The following is a 13,767-nucleotide window of genomic DNA, read 5'->3' on the forward strand; positions in this document are numbered from 1 at the left end:
CTCTCGAGTCTTGAATACGGTGGGTCGCCCAGGTGGCGACACGCTTGGCCGGCTGCATGCAGGCGGTGTTTCCGGCATTTCTGCCACGCCGCAGGGCCGCAACGGCAGGCGGCGCCTCGATAGGAGACAGCCCGCGCGCCACAGCAAAGCGACGGATTATATATGGTTAAGACGCGACGTGCAGCCGCCACCCTGCGTGCATTTCCCGCGGACCGAGACCGACTCGACGGTCCGGTGCCATCCCCATGCGCCATGACCACAACTGAACTTGCAGTCATGGATAGTCTCTATAAATCGCCTTCATTGATATAAGGCAGAGCCGGCGGCGACAGCGCCTGTGTTAGGCTCTGCCCATCACGGGCCGCCAACGCCCGAACCACCTGAGAGGAGAAATGGTATGGAAATCAACATCGGTATTGCCGAACAGGATCGCGCCGCCATCGCCGAGGGCCTGTCCCGCCTGCTCGCCGATACCTACACCCTCTACCTGAAAACCCACAACTTCCACTGGAACGTCACCGGGCCGATGTTTAACACCCTGCACCTGATGTTCGAGGGGCAGTACAACGAACTCGCCCTGGCCGTCGACCAGATTGCCGAGCGCATCCGCGCCCTGGGCTTCCCGGCACCTGGCACCTACGCCGCCTACGCACGCCTGTCCTCCATCAAGGAAGAAGAAGGCGTTCCGGCCGCTGCCGAGATGATCAAGCAGCTGGTCCAGGGCCAGGAAGCCGTTGCCCGCACCGCCCGCAGCATCTTCCCGCTGCTGGACAAAGTGAGCGACGAGCCCACCGCCGACCTGCTGACCCAGCGCATGCAGGTGCACGAGAAGACCGCCTGGATGCTGCGCAGCCTGCTCGATGCCTGATTCTGCCAGCGCGTAAAAAAGGCCCGATTCGTTCGGGCCTTTTGCTGGGCGGCCCACAGGGCCGTGTTCTATGCTTTGCCCATTCGCAACCCGCCGCCGTGACCCCGCATGAGCCAACCACCCAAAGCGCCAAGCATTCTGGAACTGTATCCCGAGGAAACCCGCGAAGCGGCTGCCCTCCTCAAGCAGGCGGTTCCGCTGATGATGCGTCACGACATCCCGCCGAACCCGGTGCATTACGCGCTCTGGTACACCTACAGCAAGGGCCAGGACGCCGAATTGAACCGGCGCATGGACAAGACCGTCAGCGACTTCGATGGTGTTCCGCCGGAAACGGCGGCCAAGCTGTTCCGCGAACACGTCATCCGCGGCGAACTGGACGAAGCCCGGGCCGGCCAGGAACAGGTCATCGACCTGGTCGATGACATCGAAACGGACGTCTCGCGCAGCGTCATCGGCAGCCGCAACTTCCAGGCGAGCCTGGAACAGGGCTTGGCCGCCCTGCAAGAGCCGATCATCGATGACCTGCCGAGCGTGCTCAACGACCTGCAACACAGCACCCAGCTCATGCAGGACCAGCAGGAAAAATTCCTGTACCGCCTGCGCGCTGCCCAGAGCGAAATCCAGCACCTGCGCAGCCAGCTCGAACGGGCACACATGGCCGCCACGGTCGACAGCCTGACCCAGGTGTTCAACCGCCACGCCTTCACGCGCCTGCTCGAACAGACCCTGAGTGCCGATCACAACGGCGTCGCCCTGATCATGCTGGACATTGATCACTTCAAGCAGTTCAACGACCAGTACGGCCACCCACTGGGTGATCGCGTGCTGCAGCACGTCGGCCAACTGCTGCGCGACCTCCTGCCCTCCCGCGCCATCGCGGCGCGCTACGGCGGTGAAGAGTTCTGCGTGATCCTGCGCGAGTGCTTTGACAGTGCCAACGCCCACGCCATCGCCGAACAGATACGCACGAAGATCCAGTCGCTGCGCATTCGCGCCCGCCGAACCGACCAGGTGCTGGACAGCATCAGCGCCTCCCTGGGATTCGCCATGGCCGAGGCCGGCGACACCCTGGAAAGCCTGCTGACCCGCGCCGACGACGCGCTTTATGAGGCCAAGCGCAACGGCCGCAACCAGGTGCACCCGGCCGTCACCACCGAAGCGCTCAGCGCCTGATTTGAGTACCCCCACTCTTTACGGTTAAATACGCCCCGTGCCCAGCCTTCACGCTCGGGCATAGGCGGCCTCTGCACGCATCACCAATGCCCTTCATCCTGGCAACGCATGTGCGGCCGCTCTTCCTGGCTAAATCAAGTGAGTTCATTGCATATGTTGAAAATCGTCCACCTGCTGACAGGCCTGGCAGCGCTATTGCTGTCTTTCGTGCCAAGCCTGCAATCAGCTGCTCCATCGTTCCTGCAACACCCCGATGCCCTGTGCCTCGCCCTGTTCGGGTTGCTCAACCTGATCCTCGCTCCGCAGCTGCCGATCTGGCATGCCGCATTGCGCCACCAACTGCAGAATCTGGTATCCGCCCTGCTGGTACTGGCCACCCTGCTGCAAGCCCTGATCCTGCTGGCGCCGCTGCCACTGATCGGTAGCCTGCCAGCCCTGCTGTTCAGCCTGCTGGCGGTCTTCGTGGCCGTGCTGCTGCACCTGGGAACCAACCTGCGCCTGCAATCCCGGCGCTCGGCACCCAGTGTCAGCACCACCGACCGCGAAACCGGCACGGTCAAGTGGTTCAATACCTCCAAGGGCTTCGGCTTCATCTCCCGCGACTCCGGCGACGACATCTTCGTGCACTTCCGGGCCATTCGCGGTGAAGGTCATCGCGTACTGGTAGAAGGTCAGCGCGTCGAGTTCTCGGTCATGCAACGCGACAAGGGCCTGCAGGCAGAGGACGTGATTGCCGCCCTCCCCGCCCGCCGCTAAGCGAGCGCCCATGAAAAAGCCCGCCTGGTGCGGGCTTTTTCATGCCTGTCTGTTCAGTAATGCGGCGGCGGGGCTTCGTCCTCGCTGATACCGAACTGCCCGCTGGCCTCTTCCTGACGCCGGGCCAGCTCCTTGATCTGCACCTGCAGGCGCTCGATCACGCGCTGCTGGGCGACCAGGGCATCGTTCAACGCCTGAATCGTGTCGTCCTGGAACGCCATGCGGCTTTCCAGTTCGGTGATCCGCTCTTCCAGCGCCATTTATTGTCCATCCTCGAACACGAAATCCTCGGTCAACACCAGGCGCAACTTCGCCCGGATCACCTCCACCGCCGCGGGCTCATAGGGCTGAGCGGGTTGCTTGCCCCAGACCGGCGCCGGCCAGGCAGCATCGGTGCGACGACGCACAATGACGTGCATGTGCAACTGACTGACCACATTGCCCAGCGTGGCGACGTTCATCTTGTCAGCGGCAAAGGTGTCCTTGAGGATTTCAGCCAGCTGCGTGGTCTCCTGCCACAGCAGACGCTGGTCCGCAGCGTCCAACTGAAACAGCTCACTCACCTCCTCGCGTCGCGGAACCAGGATGAACCAGGGGTACTGCGCATCGTTCATCAGCAACAACCGACACAGAGGAAAATCCCCCACGACCAGGGTGTCCTGCTGCAAACGGTAATCCAGAGCGAACATGCCTATTTCTCCAACGACGAACCAATCGAACATGCGGGCGCGATGCGCACCCTGCTCACGCAAGGATACCCGCCCACCCGAAACAGCGACAGCGCCGGCCGCGCACCATAAAGGCGCACCAAAACGCGAATGCCGCACCCGCCCTGCACCATTTTGTTTCCTCCCGTAATCAGCCCACCGCCTGCGTTACCGAACACAGCCCAGTCAGCGCTAGATCAAGGGCTTACGGACGGACCGAGCCAGAACCCGCAGTCGCGTGGCCGCAATTCTCGAAAACCTGCAGAACCCTTGAAAAATCTGGCCGCGGCCAGGAGCGGACGCTTAGCAACCACACTTTCCGCCTGCATTTTCACAGGGCCCGGGCATTTTGAGCACGACTTTTGCTTTCTGCTAGACCAGTGCCTGGAAGGCGCGCAATACATACAAAGAACGGTTGATCACAACCAGACATTCAGCATCCGTCGACACCGCTAAGCGCCGGTCAAATCTACAAAATTGCGACATGCTTCATCAGCTTTTGCGACACCGCCGTGAAGAAGCCGTAACGAATAGATGGCAACTATCGCCAACATTGGCTGCGTGCTATAAGTTAGCGCCGACACAAAAAGAAAGAGCTGTCCGCCATAACAATTAACTGGACAGCACAACTCTTCTAAACCAAAGGAGCAATCACGATGCAAGTGATGAAGTGGAGCGTAATCGCCCTGGCAGTCGCCGCGGGCAGCACCCAGATGGCAGTCGCCTCTAGCCAGTCCGAGTCCAAGGGCTTTCTCGAAGACAGCAGCTTCAACATCTTCAACCGCGTTCTGTATATGAACCGCGACTTCAAGAATGGCGCTGCGAACGGTGCAAGCACTTCTGCCGATCCGGCAGGCTATCGCGAAGAGACCGGCCTGGGCATTCGCCTGCTGTACGAATCCGGCTTCACCCAAGGTACCGTAGGCTTCGGTTTCGACGCTCACTCCCTGAGCAGCATCAAGCTCGACAGCGGTCGCGGCCGCTACGGCACTGGCCAATTCTCCCAGACCGATGACGGTCGTGGCGATGACACCCAGAGCGAAGTCGGTGGCGCTGTCAAGCTCCGCATTTCCGACACCGTTCTGAAGTATGGCAGTCAGTTCACCTCCAGCCCGGTATTCTCCACCGACGACAGCCGCATCCTGCCAGAAGTCGCCACCGGTACTTATCTGGTAAGTAACGAAATTGAAGGCCTGGAACTGAGCGCCGGTCGCTTCACTGCCATGAGCAGCCAGACCGGCACCAGCCGCGATGACATCAACGGCAAAGGCGAAGCTGGCCTGAAGTATGCCAACATCGTGGGTGCCTCCTATGCGTTCACCGATAGCCTGAGTGCAGCATTCCACGCCTCCGATGTAGAAGACTACTGGAAGAAATACTACGGCAACGTCAACTACAACCTGTCGCTTAGCGAAGAGCAGGCTCTGAACTTCGACGTCAACATCTACAAGACCGACTACGACAAGACCTACACCGGCACTGGTAGCGATGAAGACAACACCATCTGGAGTCTTGCAGTTGCCTACTCGCTGGGCGCCCACACCTTCACTCTGGCCCACCAACGCTCGAGCGGTGATCGTGGTTATGAGTATGGTGTAGACGGCGGCGGCACTGTCTGGCTGGCCAACTCCGTACAATACTCCGACTTCTTTGGTAAAGACGAGCGCTCCTGGCAGGCTCGCTACGACCTGAACATGGCCGAGTATGGCGTACCGGGCCTAAGCTTCATGACTCGCTACATCTACGGCGATAACATCGACGTTGCAGGTTTCGATGATGAAGGTAAAGAACACGAGTTCAACTTCGAAACCAAGTACGTCGTTCAGGATGGCGCCGCCAAAGACCTGTCGTTCCGCCTTCGTAGCGCCATCTGGCGTGCTAACAGTGCGTACAACTCGGTCAACGGCGCAGACAACAATGACCTGCGCCTGATCGTCGAATACCCGCTGGAAGTGCTGTAATCCTGCGGTAATTCGTCTGCAATAAAAAAGCCCGGCTTATGCCGGGCTTTTTCTTTTCTTACTGTTTTAATCGGGTATTACAGCGGCAATGCATAAGTGCCCGTTACATGGGCCACCAACTCATCTTCCGCACCCAACGAATACAACGACACTTCGCATACAGCCTGTCGCCGACTTAATCTCAGAATGGTGGCCTCTGCGAGTAAATCAACCGGCCTGGGTTTGACCAGGAAGTTGATATTCAGATTCGACGTCACCGCCATTTCCACGCGCCCCAACCGTCCCAGCACCACCGCGTACATCGCCGCATCGGCCAGCGCCATGATGGTCGGCCCCGAGAGCGTGCCGCCCGGGCGCACCAATTTGGTGTGGAACGGCACCCGCGCTAGCACGCCGCCTTCGTCCAGCCGGTCGATCCGCAGGTCGATGTCCTCGGCCATGGGCAATCCCGCACGGATCAGTGCTTCAACGTCGCTTGCCATCAATGTCGTCACCTTGCCTCCTCGCTCGCCTTGCGTTCTGTACGCAACACCACAGGCACCGTACAATGCCTGCCTATTAAAAGCCCTTGCAACGGACAGAACGGCCAAACATGCGTACCAGTCAGTTCCTGCTTTCCACCCTCAAAGAAACCCCTTCCGACGCGGTTGTCATCAGCCACCAGCTGATGCTGCGTGCCGGCATGATCCGCAAACTCGCCTCCGGCCTCTACACCTGGCTGCCGATGGGCCTGCGCGTGCTGCGCAAGGTCGAGCGCGTGGTGCGTGAAGAGATGGACGCGGCTGGCGCGCTGGAAGTGCTGATGCCAGGCATCCAGCCGGCCGAGCTGTGGCAGGAATCCGGGCGCTGGGAGCAATACGGCCCCGAGCTGCTGCGCATGAAAGACCGCCACGGTCGCGATTTCTGTGCCGGCCCGACCCACGAGGAAGTGATTACTGACCTCGCGCGCAACGAGCTGAACAGCTACAAGCAGCTGCCGATCAACATGTACCAGATCCAGACCAAGTTCCGTGACGAGATCCGTCCGCGCTTCGGCCTGATGCGCGGCCGCGAATTCATCATGAAGGACGCCTACTCCTTCCATGCCGACCAGGCGTCCCTGCAGGAAACCTACGACCGCATGCACCAGGCGTACTGCAACGTCTTCACCCGCCTGGGCCTGAACTTCCGCCCGGTGCAGGCCGACACCGGCTCCATCGGCGGCACCGGCTCCCATGAATTCCACGTATTGGCCGAATCCGGTGAAGACGATATCGCCTTCAGCGACAGCTCCGATTACGCCGCCAACATCGAGAAGGCCGAAGCCATCCCGCGTGAAGCAGCCCGTGCGGCGGCCACCGAGGCCATGCGCCTGATCGACACCCCGAACACCAAGACCATCGACGCCCTGGTGCAGGGTTTCGCCCTGGCCATCGAGAAAACCATCAAGACTCTGGTGGTCCATGGCGCCGAAAAAGGCACCCTGGTTGCCCTGATCGTGCGCGGCGACCACGAGCTGAACGAAATCAAGGCCGCCAACCTCGAGCAGGTCGCCAGCCCGCTGGTGTTCGCCTCCGAGGCCGAGATCCGCGCCGCCATCGGCGCCGGTCCTGGCTCCCTGGGCCCGGTCAACCTGCCGATCCCATGCATCGTCGACCGCTCCGTGGCGCTGATGAGCGACTTCGCCTCCGGTGCCAACATCGAAGACAAGCACTACTTCGGCGTGAACTGGGAGCGCGACCTGCCGCTGCCGGCCGTGGCCGACCTGCGCAACGTGCTGGCCGGTGACCCGAGCCCGGACGGCAAGGGCACCCTGGAAATCAAGCGCGGCATCGAAGTCGGGCACATCTTCCAGCTGGGCACCAAGTACAGCCAGGCCCTGAACTGCCAGGTGCTGGGCGAGAGCGGCAAGCCGGTCACCCTCACCATGGGCTGCTATGGCATTGGCGTGTCCCGCGTGGTGGCCGCTGCGATCGAGCAGAACAATGACGAGCGCGGGATTCTCTGGAACGATGCTTTGGCCCCCTTCCAGATCGCCCTGGTGCCGCTGCGCTACGAAACCGACGTGGTACGTGAGGCGACCGACAAGCTGTACGCCGAACTGACCGCCGCCGGCTTCGAAGTCCTGCTGGACGACCGTGACAAGAAGACCAGCCCGGGAATCAAATTCGCAGACATGGAATTGATCGGCATCCCGCACCGCATCGTCGTCAGCGACCGCGGCCTGGCCGACGGCAACTTGGAATACAAGAGCCGTCAGGAAACCGAGGCCCAGGCAGTTGCCGTCGCCGATATCCTGTCGTTCATCCAGGCCCGTATCCGTCGCTGATTTCAGCCTTCCAACCCAGAGCCGACATGTTCAAGCGAAACACCCTTCACCTCATTGGCGCCGCCCTGGGCGGCGTCCTGTTCCTCAGCGGCTGTGCCAACCACTTGCCGCAACGCAGCGAACACGAGGAGCGCATCGAGCGCAAACTGCTGGATCACAGCCTGCAGATCGATGTCGGTGAACCCCGCGTGCTGGAGCTGCCCCAGCGCCGCGTGCGGGTGCATGAACAGAAGACCTTCGAAGTGACGGTATTCGAAGTCACCCGCCATTACGACCGCTACACGCCCTACCAGCCCTGGCGTGAACTCTACGAAGTGCCCCTGGGCGCCGTGGCGATCGTCGGCGGTATCGGCGCCAACGTGCTCAACGTGGTGCTGCTGGGCAGCCTTCCCGACAGCGTGACCAAGGACTGGATCAGCTACGGCTTCGCCGGGATCAACCCGGCCATGAACGTCGAGTCCAACGGTCGCGCCCAGCAGAACCTCGCCAGCCTCCAGGAAAACCGCCAGGATGCGCGCATGGAGTACTCCAGCCTGCCCTGGGTGGAGCGCACCGTTCAGGTCAAGGCCGGCGAACAGACCCACGAACTGCTGACCGACCGCAACGGCGTGCTGCGCCTCAACCTGCTCGACAGTCCCTTTGCCGAGCAGGACATCAGCCGCATCGGCACCTTGCTGCTGAGCGTCGAAGACCCCGAGGGCTCGACCCGGGCCGACGCCACCCTGCTGGTCAGCCGTAGCCTGCGCGGCAAGCTGCAGGAGGCCCACGACCTGATCTACGACGACCTGGAAGACGACGACGTGGCCCAGTGGGTCCACCGGGTCAAACGCCTGTCGGAACTGGGCCTGGAAGAAGAAGCCAGCGAGCTGGAACAGAGCCTGATCGAGCTGACCCGCAACGATCCCGAATTGCAGGAAACCTTCCTGAAAGCCCTGATGCAGGATGCCGGGCGCCTGGTGGCCGACCCCGGCGAAGACTGATCCCCATGGGCTGGCACCTGGGGCTGCTGCTCGGCATGGCGCTGCTGTGCCTGCCCCTCCACGCCTCCATACGCCAGGCCCCCGAGCCCGAGCTGCGCAGCCTGCTGCAACGCACCGTGGCAGACGCCGACAGTTTCCAGGATCGCTTCGACGCCGAAGTCTGGCTGCTGGACATGTCCACCCGCCTGACCCGCTACATTCCCGATGCCGAAGAACGCCTCACGCTGCTGCGGCTGATCCACCGCGAAGCCAGCAAGGCAGACCTGAGGCCCGATTTGGTGGTGGCGCTGATCCACGCCGAGAGTCATTTCGATCGCTTCGCCGTGTCCTCGGCGGGCGCGCAGGGCATGATGCAGGTCATGCCGTTCTGGAAAGCGGAACTGGGGCGGCCACAGGACAACCTCACCGACAACGCGACCAACCTGCGCTACGGCTGCACCATCCTCGCGTTCTACCTGCGCAAGGAGAACGGCAACGTCAGCCGCGCCCTCGCCCGCTACAACGGCAGCCTGGGCAAGCACACCTACCCCGCCAAGGTCATGGGATTCTGGTACGACTACTGGTTCGTCAAACCCTGAGCGCGCGCCTCAGCGGCGGACGATGAACCCGGCGATGCCTTGCACCGCCTGCTCCGTCAGCGCTACGCAAGACACCTCAGCCGCGTCAGGCCCGTGCTCCAACCAGGTGGCCAGGGTTCGTACCGCCGCTTCGTCGCCTTCGATCAGCACCTCGACCCGGCCGTCGTCGAGATTACGCACCCAGCCATCCAGGCCAAGCGCCTCGGCCTCCGCGGCCGTGCTCTGGCGGAAGTATACGCCCTGCACCCGACCACTCACGTAGCCATGCAGGCAAAGACTGGCCATGTTCAGGGCGCCTCGCTGCGCAGCGCCTGCAGGCGCTCGGTCAGCCCGGCAGCGGTCTGCTCGCCCAGCAGGCGCTCACGCATGCGCCCCTTGTCATCGATGATGTAGGTCACCGGCAGCGCTTCGCTGCGGGGCAGTTCGTAACGCGCAGCCGGATCGTCCTCCAGCACCGTGAATTCGATGCCCATGTCCTGCGAAGCCTTGCTCAGTTCCTCACCGCGCAGGCCATCGAAATTGACCCCAAGCACACTGGCCGACTGATTCTTGAACTGTTTCTCCAGCGCGTTCAGCTCCGGAATCTCGGTGCGACACGGCGCACACCATTCGGCCCAGTAATTGATGACTAGCCACTGGCCATCCAACCGTTCAGCCGGTACCTTCTGTCCATGCTGATCGACGCCCACGTCCTCGGCGCAGCCGGCCAGGATCAGGCCGGCGCACACCCCCATGAACATCCGAATGACAGCCTGGAGTCGCGTTCCCATGCATTCGATCCTCGTACACGCAGGGTTGATATGACGTTAGATGCCTTGCGCCTGGAAGTGCCGGACATCCTCGAAGAAGACGCTGCGCCATTGGCCGATCTCAACGAGCAGCTCGGGCAGGCTCGCCAGCAGCCGCGCGAAGCGGCCCTGCAGCAGGTACTTGGCCTGCTGTTCCGGCTCAATCGCAGCGCCATGACCTTACTCGAAAGGCAGCGCGCCCTGCAAAGCTTCAGCGATGAATATCGCCACTATGCCATGGCCAGCAGCGATGGCGCGCCTCCGTCTTCCCTGCTCCTGCACCTGTGCGGCGAACTGGCCATCGGCTTCAAGCGCTTGCTGCTGCAGATCATCCAGGGCCGGCAGCCGTCACGCCCGCACCTGGCCTGGTGCCTGTACATGGCCCAGCACTTTCTCGCCCAGACGCTGCTGCGCCACTGCCAGCTGTACCAGGAGCCGCCAGCCGGCCTCTGGCGCGACAGCCACCTGCTGTACTGGCTCGGCGAGCACCAGGACTGCCTGGACGACCCGATCGCCGCAGCCTTCCAGCCAACGCCGGCAAGCACCTTGCGCGGCGTCTACCAGCAGATGCTGCTGCTCGCGCTGAGTAATCCCTTCCACCTGACCGAGGGCGAATGCGCGGTGCTGTTCTCGGCCTTGGCGCCGCTGAGCGGCCTCGCACGCCTGCTCCCGGTGGACGATGAAGAGGATAGCGACGGCCCACTGGTGGACCTGACCGAATCGCAGCCCTGCCTCGCGTACAACCAGCCGGTCGAAGGCAATCACGTTTACCTGCGGCGCTTCGAACTGGGCGCCCTGCTGGTCGCCCTGCACGAGCCCGCCCCCCTGCGCACTCCGGCCGAACGGCAACTGCTCGAACAGGTCCGCCAGCACTGGCTGGGCAAGCAGCAGCGGCGGCACCCGCGGGCCGAGCAGCGCCAGGACTGCGAGCTGGTGGCCGGCCTGACCGCGATCCACGCCCAGCTGCTGGAGCAGCGGCCCAGCCGCAAGCCGGCACAGATGATTGATGCCAGCCCAGGCGGCACGCGACTGCTGTGCCATGCCGATGAGGCAGCTCATCTGGCGGTCGGTCAACTGGTCCTGCTGCTGACCGGCAGCGACACCACGACCCTGGCCTTGGTGCGCTGGCGCCACCTCAACGGCGAAGGCCTGCACCTGGGCCTGCGCTACCTCAAGGGCCTGCCGCGTCCCGTGTGGCTGCGCCGTGCGCCCAGCGCGCAAACCCACCCAGGCGTCCTGCAAAGCACCCCGGACCCGGGCAATGGCTGGCACCACGGTCTGTGGCTGCCCGGCGGGCAGTTCAGCGAAGGTGAAAACCTGTGGCTGCAACTGGTCGGCGTGCACAACCAGACGGTCCTGCCGTTGCCCGCCGCCAACCTCAGCACCCCCTCGGTGGCGCGTCACCCGCTGCGCCTCGCATAAAACCAATTCTGCGAGGCGGGTCACGCCAATCGTCGGCCGAGTGCACAGTTTCGTCGGCAGTCACTTGCTTATAATTTGCGGCACTGGTGACTGACACGATTCGCTATTAGCCTGGAACTCGACCATGACTCAAGCCAACGACAAGTTGATCGGCCCGGTGCCATCGCGCACCGTCGATGCCGCCCACTTGATGGTCACGCCCTACGAAGGGCGCGTAGCCGAATTCAATATCGCCGCCTGGCTGCAGTTGCCGGGCCTGGCCAACCTGCCGGTGTCGCTGCTGGTCAGCTACCGCGACGGGGAAAAACGCCACGAAGTCTCGGTGGACCACGGCAAGGTGGGCCCACACAACAAGATCCTGCTCTCCGGCATCGCCCGCCTGCCGGTCAAACAGAAGATCGAAGACATGCAGGTTCGCCTGCGCTCTGCGGTGGCAGCGCCCAGTGTGTCGGTCGAGGAATTGTTCGTGCAGGCCGTGGAAGTGGCCCAGAACGACAGCCGCCAAGCCCTCGCCTGACGCCAAGCCGCTGCGAAGATCCCGCGCCTGTCGCGGGATTTTGCTATCTGGGCTATCGGGCGGACGACAGGCTGATGGTATCGACAGCAGAATCAGCTTCCGGCGCCTCGTCCACCTGCGGCACAAGGGATTCGGGCCAGCGGGCGAATTGCAGGCCGGTAATCCGATTCAAACGCTCCAGCGCCGCTTCCGGATCGCGCTGATGGAGATGAATCACCTTGCTCTTGGTTTCAGTCATACGCTGTCTTCACCCTTTGCCAAACCTGCATTGCTGGCAGTCTGATTGCACATTGCATGAGACGTGCCAGTGGTCCACGTCCCACTGGCGGCGCCGGCTCCAGCGCACGCGACCGACGAACGGTCATCGCCTTGCCGCAAAGTGACTTTTTTTGTCACTCCGCAGGTGCGTGCAGCCAGTCCGCCAGGCTGCCCTCGAATATCGCGGCCTGGGCTTCATGCAACTGCTCCAGCGCCGCCTTGAATGCCGGGTACCAGGGTTCGTCCAACTGCTCGGGCAATTGATCCAACTGTGGCAACGGCCAGGGCACTTCGTTCAACAGGCGGTGCAGGGAATAATGGCTGAGGTCGCGGCTCAGCACCCAGGCCCCGGCGGAGGTCGATGAAATCATTCGGGTCTTTTCCAGCACCGTCATCATTTCTTCCCACTCATGCTCCGGCACCAGCCACCCTCGGCGCTGCACATCCCGGTGGCGCACCTTCAGGCCCGACTGCTGCCGATCGTGAAACACCCGCAGAATACCCAGCAACACCAGCACCCGGGGCAGTGCGCGCTGCCGCCACTGGTGGGAAATGCCCAGGTTGCACACCAGCTCGGCCCCGAGCATCACGATCAGCCAGGACAGGTAGATCCACAGCAGGAACAACGGGAAGGTGGCAAATGCCCCGTAGATCAGCTGATAGCTGGGGAATAGCCGCACATACAGCCCGAACAGCGCCTTGGCCACCTCGAACAGTACGGCGGTGAACAGCGCCCCCAGCAGGGCATGCTTGAACGGCACCCGGGCGTTGGGCACCGTGGCGTAGAGCAGCGTGAAGGCCGCGACACTGAACAGCAACGGCATGTAGCTGAGCAGGGTTTTCGCCCCGAGCAATGCATCCGGCCCTGACAGCATCGACAGCGAGGCGATGTAGGTGCTGATGGCGAACCCGGCCCCCAGCAGCAGTGGCCCCAGGCTGAGGATCGCCCAGTACAGCAGGAAGCTGGACACGCCGCGGCGCGGCTGGCGCACGCGCCAGATGGTGTTGAAGGTCTTCTCGATGGTCACCAGCATCCAGAAGGCGGTCACCGCCAGTACGCCGACGCCGATCCACGTGAGCTGCCGGGCCTGGTTGGTAAAGGCGCGCAGGTATTCCTGCACCGTCTCGCCGGCCGAAGGCACGAAATTGTGGAAGATGAAGCTCTGGATCTGCTCGCCCGTGCCCTGAAAGGCCGGGATCGCCGAGAGCATGGCGAAGGTCACCGTCATCATCGGCACCACCGCGAACAGGGTGGTATAGGTCAGCGCGGCCGCGTTGTTGAGGCCGTCGTCATCGAAGAAGCGCAGCAGCAGAAAGCGCCAGAACAGTAACCAGTCTTTGAAACGCTGCCGCATGCCCTCTCCTTTAGCGGTGGCTCCAGTGGCCTCTACCAGACAGCAAAGACGCCAGGCTGTTCAGCCTCGGACCCCGACCCGGTTAGAATAGCC

General features: G+C 62.7%; 16 protein-coding genes and 1 pseudogene. 10 read left to right on the top strand and 7 right to left on the bottom strand.

What is annotated here, in order from left to right; all coding sequences use genetic code 11:
• Window positions 1-397 precede the first annotated feature (397 nt).
• The 4 genes and pseudogenes from N5C28_RS22925 to N5C28_RS22940 all read left to right on the top strand — a co-directional run bounded on the left by N5C28_RS22925 (window position 398) and on the right by N5C28_RS22940 (window position 2,800).
• Window positions 398-868 (top strand): DNA starvation/stationary phase protection protein, encoded by a 471-nt coding sequence (locus N5C28_RS22925; protein WP_279825705.1) that lies wholly within the window; start codon window positions 398-400, stop codon window positions 866-868.
• 108 nt (window positions 869-976) lie between these two features.
• The gene (locus tag N5C28_RS22930; RefSeq protein ID WP_279825707.1) at window positions 977-2,044 is read left to right on the top strand and encodes a GGDEF domain-containing protein; all 1,068 of its coding nucleotides are present in this window, start codon (window positions 977-979) and stop codon (window positions 2,042-2,044) included.
• 153 nt (window positions 2,045-2,197) lie between these two features.
• Window positions 2,198-2,518: pseudogene (locus tag N5C28_RS22935) on the top strand (cold shock domain-containing protein membrane protein); the annotation flags it as partial.
• A 24-nt stretch (window positions 2,519-2,542) separates the two neighbouring features.
• Complete coding sequence (locus N5C28_RS22940) at window positions 2,543-2,800, top strand: cold-shock protein (RefSeq protein ID WP_279825761.1); 258 nt, start codon at window positions 2,543-2,545, stop codon at window positions 2,798-2,800.
• Between the two features lie 53 nt (window positions 2,801-2,853).
• Here N5C28_RS22940 and N5C28_RS22945 read toward each other — a convergent pair whose 3' ends face one another.
• Both N5C28_RS22945 and N5C28_RS22950 read right to left on the bottom strand, forming a co-directional pair.
• On the bottom strand, window positions 2,854-3,060 hold the full coding sequence (locus tag N5C28_RS22945) for a SlyX family protein (protein WP_279825709.1): 207 nt from the start codon (window positions 3,058-3,060) through the stop codon (window positions 2,854-2,856).
• On the bottom strand, window positions 3,061-3,489 hold the full coding sequence (locus tag N5C28_RS22950) for an HIT domain-containing protein (protein ID WP_279825762.1): 429 nt from the start codon (window positions 3,487-3,489) through the stop codon (window positions 3,061-3,063).
• 674 nt (window positions 3,490-4,163) lie between these two features.
• Between N5C28_RS22950 and N5C28_RS22955 the strand changes: the two genes are divergently transcribed.
• Window positions 4,164-5,468, top strand: coding sequence for an OprD family porin (locus N5C28_RS22955; protein ID WP_279825711.1), 1,305 nt, complete (start codon window positions 4,164-4,166; stop codon window positions 5,466-5,468).
• Between the two features lie 77 nt (window positions 5,469-5,545).
• On the opposite strand, the gene N5C28_RS22960 is transcribed toward N5C28_RS22955, so the two are convergent.
• Window positions 5,546-5,953 (bottom strand): PaaI family thioesterase, encoded by a 408-nt coding sequence (locus tag N5C28_RS22960; RefSeq protein WP_279825763.1) that lies wholly within the window; start codon window positions 5,951-5,953, stop codon window positions 5,546-5,548.
• A 107-nt stretch (window positions 5,954-6,060) separates the two neighbouring features.
• Here N5C28_RS22960 and N5C28_RS22965 point away from each other — a divergent pair, with 107 nt between their 5' ends.
• Genes N5C28_RS22965 through N5C28_RS22975 form a run of 3 tightly spaced genes read left to right on the top strand, consistent with a single transcriptional unit; the run spans window position 6,061 to window position 9,334 of the window.
• On the top strand, window positions 6,061-7,776 hold the full coding sequence (locus N5C28_RS22965) for a proline--tRNA ligase (protein WP_279825713.1): 1,716 nt from the start codon (window positions 6,061-6,063) through the stop codon (window positions 7,774-7,776).
• A gap of 26 nt (window positions 7,777-7,802) precedes the next feature.
• Entirely contained in the window at window positions 7,803-8,756 is a 954-nt protein-coding gene (locus N5C28_RS22970; RefSeq protein ID WP_279825715.1) for a hypothetical protein, read from the top strand.
• A gap of 5 nt (window positions 8,757-8,761) precedes the next feature.
• Window positions 8,762-9,334, top strand: coding sequence for a lytic transglycosylase domain-containing protein (locus N5C28_RS22975; protein WP_279825716.1), 573 nt, complete (start codon window positions 8,762-8,764; stop codon window positions 9,332-9,334).
• Between the two features lie 9 nt (window positions 9,335-9,343).
• Here N5C28_RS22975 and N5C28_RS22980 read toward each other — a convergent pair whose 3' ends face one another.
• Window positions 9,344-9,619 carry an acylphosphatase gene (locus N5C28_RS22980; protein ID WP_279825717.1) on the bottom strand — a complete coding sequence of 92 codons (276 nt, stop codon included), beginning with the start codon at window positions 9,617-9,619 and terminating at the stop codon, window positions 9,344-9,346.
• Between the two features lie 2 nt (window positions 9,620-9,621).
• Window positions 9,622-10,104, bottom strand: coding sequence for a TlpA disulfide reductase family protein (locus N5C28_RS22985; protein ID WP_279825719.1), 483 nt, complete (start codon window positions 10,102-10,104; stop codon window positions 9,622-9,624).
• A 30-nt stretch (window positions 10,105-10,134) separates the two neighbouring features.
• Here N5C28_RS22985 and N5C28_RS22990 point away from each other — a divergent pair, with 30 nt between their 5' ends.
• Both N5C28_RS22990 and N5C28_RS22995 read left to right on the top strand, forming a co-directional pair.
• Entirely contained in the window at window positions 10,135-11,544 is a 1,410-nt protein-coding gene (locus N5C28_RS22990) for a PilZ domain-containing protein (RefSeq protein WP_279825722.1), read from the top strand.
• 124 nt (window positions 11,545-11,668) lie between these two features.
• The gene (locus N5C28_RS22995) at window positions 11,669-12,061 is read left to right on the top strand and encodes a hypothetical protein (RefSeq protein WP_279825723.1); all 393 of its coding nucleotides are present in this window, start codon (window positions 11,669-11,671) and stop codon (window positions 12,059-12,061) included.
• Between the two features lie 52 nt (window positions 12,062-12,113).
• Here the strand turns inward: N5C28_RS22995 and N5C28_RS23000 are convergent, their stop codons facing one another.
• On the bottom strand, window positions 12,114-12,299 hold the full coding sequence (locus N5C28_RS23000; protein WP_279825724.1) for a hypothetical protein: 186 nt from the start codon (window positions 12,297-12,299) through the stop codon (window positions 12,114-12,116).
• A 154-nt stretch (window positions 12,300-12,453) separates the two neighbouring features.
• Entirely contained in the window at window positions 12,454-13,674 is a 1,221-nt protein-coding gene (locus N5C28_RS23005; protein ID WP_279825726.1) for a virulence factor BrkB family protein, read from the bottom strand.
• Between the last annotated feature and the right edge of the window lie 93 nt (window positions 13,675-13,767).

This window comes from Pseudomonas sp. GD03944 (assembly GCF_029839275.1).
Classification (GTDB): domain Bacteria; phylum Pseudomonadota; class Gammaproteobacteria; order Pseudomonadales; family Pseudomonadaceae; genus Aquipseudomonas.